The organism is Halothiobacillus sp. (assembly GCF_028710545.1).
Lineage (GTDB): Bacteria > Pseudomonadota > Gammaproteobacteria > Halothiobacillales > Halothiobacillaceae > Halothiobacillus.
Genome location: NZ_JAQTTX010000031.1, coordinates 25656 through 33336, shown reverse-complemented (window position 1 = coordinate 33336; position 7681 = coordinate 25656). Strand labels below are relative to the sequence as shown.

General features: G+C 53.6%; 6 protein-coding genes. 5 read left to right on the top strand and 1 reads right to left on the bottom strand.

Going from position 1 to position 7681, the window contains the following annotated elements; all coding sequences use genetic code 11:
- A partial coding sequence (locus PHD44_RS07815; RefSeq protein WP_300190014.1) for an FAD-dependent oxidoreductase occupies positions 1 to 755 on the bottom strand: 755 nt, incomplete at its 3' end.
- A gap of 542 nt (positions 756 to 1297) precedes the next feature.
- On the opposite strand from PHD44_RS07815, the gene PHD44_RS07810 reads away from it, so the two are divergent.
- From PHD44_RS07810 to ccoN, 5 genes are all read left to right on the top strand, one after another.
- Positions 1298 to 2758, top strand: coding sequence for a CmpA/NrtA family ABC transporter substrate-binding protein (locus tag PHD44_RS07810; protein ID WP_300190011.1), 1461 nt, complete (start codon positions 1298 to 1300; stop codon positions 2756 to 2758).
- Complete coding sequence (locus tag PHD44_RS07805; protein WP_300190008.1) at positions 2755 to 3717, top strand: ABC transporter permease; 963 nt, start codon at positions 2755 to 2757, stop codon at positions 3715 to 3717. The genes PHD44_RS07810 and PHD44_RS07805 overlap by 4 nt, the downstream gene beginning before the upstream one ends.
- A gap of 29 nt (positions 3718 to 3746) precedes the next feature.
- Complete coding sequence (locus PHD44_RS07800; RefSeq protein ID WP_300190005.1) at positions 3747 to 4544, top strand: ABC transporter ATP-binding protein; 798 nt, start codon at positions 3747 to 3749, stop codon at positions 4542 to 4544.
- 75 nt (positions 4545 to 4619) lie between these two features.
- Entirely contained in the window at positions 4620 to 5870 is a 1251-nt protein-coding gene (locus PHD44_RS07795; RefSeq protein WP_300190002.1) for a nitrate regulatory protein, read from the top strand.
- 285 nt (positions 5871 to 6155) lie between these two features.
- On the top strand, positions 6156 to 7616 hold the full coding sequence (ccoN, locus tag PHD44_RS07790) for a cytochrome-c oxidase, cbb3-type subunit I (protein WP_300190000.1): 1461 nt from the start codon (positions 6156 to 6158) through the stop codon (positions 7614 to 7616).
- The last annotated feature ends 65 nt before the right edge of the window (positions 7617 to 7681 follow it).

The following is a 7681-nucleotide window of genomic DNA, read 5'->3' as shown; positions in this document are numbered from 1 at the left end:
CGGCTGTTGAGCGCCACATCGATATTCGGGCGAATCCCCGCAGCCATCACCACGAGATCAGCGGGCAGTTCGGTACCATCTTTGAGCCGGACGGCTTCGACCCGATCCGTGCCGTGCAGCGAGGCGGTATGCGCATTCAAGCGAATGCTGATTCCGCGATCTTCCAGTGTTTTTTCCAGAATACGACCCGCCATGCCGTCGAGCTGGCGATCCATCACATTGCCGTTGCGATGAAGCACGGTGACATTCATGCCGTGGGAAACCAGCCCCGCGGCGGCTTCCAGGCCGAGCAGGCCGCCGCCAATCACCACCGCATGACCACCTTCGCGGCACACAGCCAGCATGGCGTCTACATCGGCAATGCTACGGAAACCCACCACGCCCGGCAGATCAGCACCGGGTAAGGGCGGGATAAATGCACGCGAGCCGGTGGCTATCAATACGCGATCATAGGGAAATGCCTGTCCATCCTGAGTGATGACCTCGCGCTTCGTGCGCTCGATCCGGTCAACGCGGATACCTTTGTATAAGGTAATGCCATGTTCGGCGTACCAGTTCTCATCGTTGAGAATAATGTCCGGGATGGTCTGCTCCTTGGCAAGTACCGGCGAGAGCATGATGCGGTTGTAATTGGGGTAGGGCTCGTCACCGAATACCGTGATGTCGTACAGGTCGGGTTTGAGTTTCAGCAACTCTTCGACGGTACGCATTCCGGCCATGCCGTTTCCGATCACAATCAGGCGGGGGCGAATCATTTTTTCTGCTCCAAATAAAAAAGGCGCCTTTCTCGCCGCAAACGGTTTGAACCGTTCGGGGCAGGAAAGACGCCTTTGTCTTATTACACTTTCTGTCGTTAATGACTTTGTGAAGTAATAAAGCAATCCTTATGCCACTTGCTTGGTCCCTTATTTATCAATAAGTTGTGTGGATGCTACCGGTTTTATTTGCACCAAAAAAAAGCAAACGAGGGGAAAGATGGTTCACGCGAGGGCAACCGGAACACGGACGCGGGGTGCCCACGAGGCGAATTAAGCACTGCTTGATTTGCCTTATGAAAAGGCATCTCGGCCGTTCAGTTGTGCTTCGATGGTGCAATCATCATCGGGCGAAAGAAGATCAACCAAACTATCTATTTGATATTTAAGATTTATATATTATGGCACGGCCTTTGCTTATAAATCACAGCAAGCCCGGTGGCGATGAAGTCACCGAGGCGCAAGGGCAACGGCGCTCACAGAATTGGATTTCTGTGAGCGTTTTTTTTTGCCCATCGGTGACCATTTATGAGGACCATACGATGAAATCAGATCAATTGAATGACGCACACGAAATTTCCCCCACAGCAGACCGCACGCACACAGGACGACGACGCTTCATGGCTTCGGCCGTGGCCTTGGCTGTCGGCGCGGTTCTCGGCCGCAGCGCGTTCTCTGAGGCGCTGGCGGCGGATGCTGTCGGGCCGGCAGAAAAACCGCAGTTGACGCTCGGGTTCATCAAATTGACCGACATGGCGCCTTTGGCTATTGCCTATGAAAAAGGGTTTTTCCAGGATGAGGGCCTGTTTGTTTCACTTCAGGCACAGGCGAACTGGAAGGTATTGCTCGATGGCGTGATCGGCGGTTCACTGGACGGGGCGCACATGTTGGCAGGCCAACCGCTGGCCGCGACCATCGGCTTTGGCTCCAAGGCGCATCTGGTCACGCCGTTTTCCATGGATTTGAATGGCAACGCCATCACGGTTTCCAATTCCGTCTGGCAGCAGATGCTGCCGAATTTACCCAAGATGGCCGATGGCAAGCCGGTTCATCCGATCAGCGCGTCGTACCTCAAGCCCATCGTTGAAGATTATAAAAAGCAAGGCAAGCCCTTCAAAATGGGTATGGTGTTCCCCGTATCCACGCACAATTACTACCTGCGTTACTGGTTGGCGGCAGGCGGCTTGAATCCGGGTTTTTACGATCCGGCGCATGGCGATACCAATGGGCAGATCGATGCGCAGGTATTGCTCTCAGTAACCCCGCCACCGCAAATGCCATCTACCCTGCAAGCCGGCACGATTGACGGTTACTGCGTGGGCGAGCCGTGGAACGAACAGGCCATCATGAAGGGTATCGGCGTGCCGATCGTCACCGATCTTGAAATCTGGAAGAACAATCCGGAAAAAGTGTTTGGCTTGACGGACGAATTCACCAAAAAATATCCGAACACCACCATTCGTCTGGTCAAGGCGCTGATTCGCGCCGGGCATTGGCTGGATGAAAATAACAACGCGAACCGTAAAGAAGCGGTGAAAATTCTCGCCAAATCACAATATGTCGGTGCGGATGAGGCCGTGATTGCCAAATCCATGACCGGCACCTTCGAATTCGATAAGGGCGATGTGCGTCCCGTACCGGATTTCAATGTGTTTTTCCGTGACAACGCGACCTATCCCTACTATTCCGACGCGATTTGGTTTTTAACCCAGATGCGGCGTTGGGGGCAGATTGGTGAAGAAAAGCCAGATCAGTGGTACTTCGATACGGCCAAATCAGTGTACAAGCCGAATATTTATCAAAAGGCCGCGCTGGCGTTGATCGCCGAAGGCAAATTCAAGCCGTCGCAGTTCCCGGATTTTGCCACGGAAACCGGCTTCAAACCTGTTACCGATACCTTCATCGACAAGATCACGTATGACGCACACAAGCCGAATGATTATCTGGCTCAATTCAAAATTGGCTTCAAGGGGAATGAGATGCCCAAGGTAGGTGCTGCATGAGCACAGGTAAATTTGCTTTGGATGGCGCATTGTTCCGCAAGATGGCCAAAGCGATTGGCTTGCCGGTCGTCGGTATCGCCGTGTTTCTTGTGCTCTGGGCCGTGGTGGCCGATCACATTCACACGTCGCTGGGCACGTTCCCGGGGCCGGAAGCGGTGGCCGTGCAATCTGAAAACCTTTATCAGGATTATCAGCAAGCGCAGGAGAAAAAGGCCCAGTTCTACCAGATGCAAGAAGAGCGCAATGCCAAATTGCTGGCCCAAAACCCGAACTACAAGGCGGTGATTTACCCGTACACGGGGCAACCGACGTTCGTCAGCCAGATCGGTACCAGTCTTGTTACCGTGCTTTCGGGTTTTATTCTGGCTTCTTTGATCGCGATACCGTTGGGCATTGCGATTGGCTTATCGGCCGGGCTGCATGCTGCGGTGAATCCCATCATCCAGATTCTCAGACCCGTGTCGCCATTGGCTTGGCTGCCGCTGGTGACGATTGTGGTCAGCGCGGTATACGTCAGCAACGACCCGATGTTCTCCAAATCCTATCTGGTGTCGATGATCACGGTGCTGCTCTGTTGCCTCTGGCCCACGATTATCAACACCGCCGTGGGCGTGGCGGCCATCTCGCAAGACTTGACGAATGTGTCGCGCGTGTTGCGGCTGAACTGGTGGACGCATGTACGCAAGATCGTGGTGCCTTCTGCGTTACCGATGATGTTCACCGGCCTGCGCCTGTCTTTGAGCATCGCGTGGATGGTGTTGATTGCCGCGGAAATGCTGGCGCAGAACCCAGGGCTGGGCAAGTTCGTCTGGGACGAGTTCCAGAACGGTTCTTCCGATTCGCTGAGCCGGATCATGGTGGCGGTGATTGTGATCGGCCTGATCGGTTTCATGCTCGATCGCACCATGTTGCTGCTGCAACGCTGGATTTCCTGGGACAAGAAGTCGGTTTTACGCTGATTGATCTTTGTTTAAAAAAGGGTTTTGTGATGAATCAAACGGCATACCTAGAAATCAGTCAGGTTTCGATTGAGTTTCCCACACCCACGGGCCCTTTTGTCGCGCTCGACGGGGTGGATCTCAAAATAGCCAAGGGTGAGTTTGTGTCCTTGATCGGCCACTCAGGTTGCGGCAAATCCACGGTACTCAATATCGTGGCGGGCCTGTATCAAGCCACACACGGTGGCGTCATACTCGAAGGACGCGAAGTCACCGAGCCGGGGCCTGAGCGCGCCGTGGTGTTCCAGAACCACTCGCTGCTGCCCTGGCTGACGGCCTATGAAAATGTCGAGCTGGCCGTCAAACAGGTGTTCAAGGGGAAGAAATCCAAATCAGAGATGCGCGAATGGATCGAGCACAACATGAAGCTTGTCCACATGGATCACGCCATGCACAAGCGGCCCGACGAAATCTCCGGCGGCATGAAACAGCGGGTCGGCATCGCCCGGGCGCTGGCCATGCAGCCTAAGGTGATGTTGATGGATGAACCGTTCGGTGCGCTGGATGCGCTCACCCGCGCCCACTTGCAGGATTCTCTGATGGAAATCCAGGCCGATTTGCAAAACACCGTCATCATGATCACGCACGATGTCGACGAGGCGGTTTTGCTCTCGGATCGCATCGTGATGATGACCAACGGCCCGGCGGCGACCGTGGGCGAAATTCTGACGATCGATTTACCCCGACCCCGAGACCGATTAGTCTTGGCAGACAACCCCACCTACAACCATTATCGCCATGAAGTACTTAAATTTTTGTATGAAAAGCAAAGGAAGGTTGCACATTGATGATCAAGTGGCGGTATTTGATTTGTTTGTCCTGATCTCCAATGTGTGTCGTTCGGTTTGCCGGATGGTGAACGCATGACATCCGCGTTCGATTTCATGCTCGCCGCGCGGCAGGGTGAGCTGCAAGCGTTACAAAATCTCGCCATCACCAGTGAACTGGTGAGCGCGGTGAGTCGCGCCATCCACGCGCTGCAAAAAGAACGGGGGTTTACCAATCTGTATCTGGGTGGTTTCAGCCAGAAGTTTGCAAGAGAACTCAGGCAATTTTCCCAGTGCAGTGAGTCTGCCGCAGTCGCTCTGCGGGGGTGTTTCGATCAGATGAAGCTCGATTCAGGCTGTCATGCCGATCGAATCCGTCTGCTCAACCGCGTCGCCCTGGCGGTCTACCTGCTGGATGATTTGCCGCGATTACGCCACAAGGTGCATGATCGGCTGTTGAGCGCCTCCGACTCCATGCAGTCATTTACTCATTTAATCAATGCGTTGCTGGCAGTTGTTTTTGAAGCGGCTGATACGGCGGTTGATCCGCAAATCACCAGCGCGCTCGTCGCCCTGTTTAATTTCATGCAGTCAAAAGAGTTGGCGGGGCAGGAACGCGCCACCGGTGTCGTCGGCTTCGTTGAGGGATATTTTGACCCCCAACTTCTGAACAAGATGCATTTTTTACAGGAAGGACAAAGACGCTGCCTCGATGTATTTGCCGAATTTGCTGCACCTGAGTGTACGGATGCATGGTCAGAACGTGAGCAGTCCGACATCACGGTTCAGATCGATCAACTTCGCCGGATGGCCGAACGTACGAAGCCTGATGCGCGCGTCGGTAGCGAGATGGCGGAAATATGGTTCGATGTGGCTTCACAACGCATGGACATGATGAAGACCATGGAGGACGAGTTATCCGAGCGACTCGTCAAACTCTGTGCCGAAAAAATCGAGTTGGCACAAAGTGATCTTGAAGATCACGGTGCACTGCTCAAGCGACTTGAGTTGTTAGACGAACCGTCGGAGTTCCCAACGGCTCGGTTGTTCAATGTTCAGGCTGTTGAATTGGGGAGTTCGCCAGCGGATACGCCCGGAAGCCAGTTGAGCCGCTCGATTCTTGACCTGCTCCATGCCCAGACGCTTAGGCTGCAAGCCATGAATGACGAGATCGAGTGCGCGCGTCACGCCCTGAGTGAGCGAAAGACCATCGAACGCGCCAAAGGCGAACTGATGGTGAAACAAAAGCTGAGTGAAGAAGACGCCTATCGCCTGATGCAGCAACGGGCCATGGAACGGGGCGCCAAACTGATCGATATTGCTCGCTTCATTTTGGAAAACGCATAAAAGGGTGCGTTTTCTTCAACTTTATTTCAATCGAGTTGAAAATCATTCTCATCAAGCCATGAAATACCGGCATAGATATATTGCAATATTAATAAATAGTAATGCGCCTATACTCAGGAATGTAACAGTCGCCTGATTGTTCCTTAAATTCAAACAGCGCAAAGCGCAGGCCGTTCAAGGTCGTCCAGGAAAAGCCAGAACATGGAATCGCCTTCGGGTTTGATCCGGTTTCATCGTGTGACATTTATAAGTCACTCTTTTTTGACAGATCTGGGAGGGTATTTGATGAGCACATCATCCGCAACCATGCCCAGTGGCGCATTCTACGACTATGACATCGTCAAGATGTTCACGATTGCCTCAATGGTATGGGCATTGGTCGGAATGGCTGCTGGAATCTATATTGCCGCCGAGCTGGCCTGGCCCGCCCTGAATCTCGGTGTGCCCGAAATCACCTTCGGCCGATTGCGTCCGGTACACACCAATACGGTGATCTGGGGGTTCGGCGGGAATGCGCTGATCGCCACATCGTTCTATATCGTGCAGCGAACATGTCAGGCGCGTTTATGGGGCGGTAAATACCTGCTCAACACGATGTTCTGGGCCTGGCAGGCCGTGGTGCTCGTTGGAGCATGGGCCCTGATGGCGGGGCATAGTCAGAGTCGTGAATATGCCGAATATCCACTGGTGGACAACATTTTGATGATGATCGGTCTGATCATTTATGCGCTGATCTATGCCAACACCCTGCGCCGCCGTTCCCAGCCTCACATTTACGTGGCCAACTGGTTCTTCATGGCATTCATTCTCGCCACGGCTATCCTGCACTTCTTCAACAATTTGCAGGTGCCTTATTCGGTCTGGCAGTCCTATTCCGTCTTCAGCGGCACGCAGGATGCGATGACCGAATGGTGGTACGGCCACAATATTGTCGGCTTTGTGCTCACCGTCGGCTTCCTCGGCATGATGTATTACTTCGTGCCCAAGCAGGCCGGACGACCGATCTTCTCTTATCGATTGTCCATCGTGCACTTCTGGGCATTGTCGTTCCTGTACATGTGGGTTGGCGGTCACCATCTGGAATGGACCGCATTGCCCGGCTGGATCAATTCATTATCGGTCACCTTCTCGATCCTTTTGCTGCTGCCATCATGGGGCGGGATGATCAATGGCATCATGACCTTGTCTGGTGCCTGGGAGAAACTGCGAACTGATCCGATTATCCTGTTTCTGGTTACCGCGCTGGCCTTCTACGGCATGGCTACATTCGAGGGGCCGATGCTCGCCCTGCAATCGGTCAATGCACTCTCGCATTACACCGACTGGACGATCGGCCATGTACATTCCGGCGCATTGGGTTGGGTAGCGATGATCACCTTCGGTTCGTTCTATCACATGGTTCCTCGCCTGTGGGGAACCCGCCTGTATTCCACGCGCTTGGTGTTTGTGCATTTCTGGCTTGCCACCATCGGGATCGTGCTGTACGTCGTCTCCATGTGGGTTTCCGGCATCGGGCAGGGTTTGATGCTGCGCGCCTTCGATCAGTACGGCAATCTGGCTTATACCTTTGTTGAAACGGTCGCGTTCCTGCATATTCCCTACGTCGTTCGTTTCATCGGTGGCGCTTTCTTCTTGAGTGGCACCATTCTGATGGTTTACAACCTGTATAAAACCATTGTGTCAGAACGCGTATCTGAAGTAGAACGTGAAGTGATGATACCGGGACGTCTTGCATCATCGCATTGACGAATAGCGGGTACTGCGCCCGCAAAATTCAGAACCACCCGGCTTTTCTTTGAGGACACCACCTC

Coding starts and splice junctions, on each gene's coding strand:
- ccoN (WP_300190000.1), top strand. CDS start 6,156: ATGAGCACATCATCCGCAACCATGCCCAGTGGCGCATTCTACGACTAT.
- PHD44_RS07795 (WP_300190002.1), top strand. CDS start 4,620: ATGACATCCGCGTTCGATTTCATGCTCGCCGCGCGGCAGGGTGAGCTG.
- PHD44_RS07805 (WP_300190008.1), top strand. CDS start 2,755: ATGAGCACAGGTAAATTTGCTTTGGATGGCGCATTGTTCCGCAAGATG.
- PHD44_RS07800 (WP_300190005.1), top strand. CDS start 3,747: ATGAATCAAACGGCATACCTAGAAATCAGTCAGGTTTCGATTGAGTTT.
- PHD44_RS07810 (WP_300190011.1), top strand. CDS start 1,298: ATGAAATCAGATCAATTGAATGACGCACACGAAATTTCCCCCACAGCA.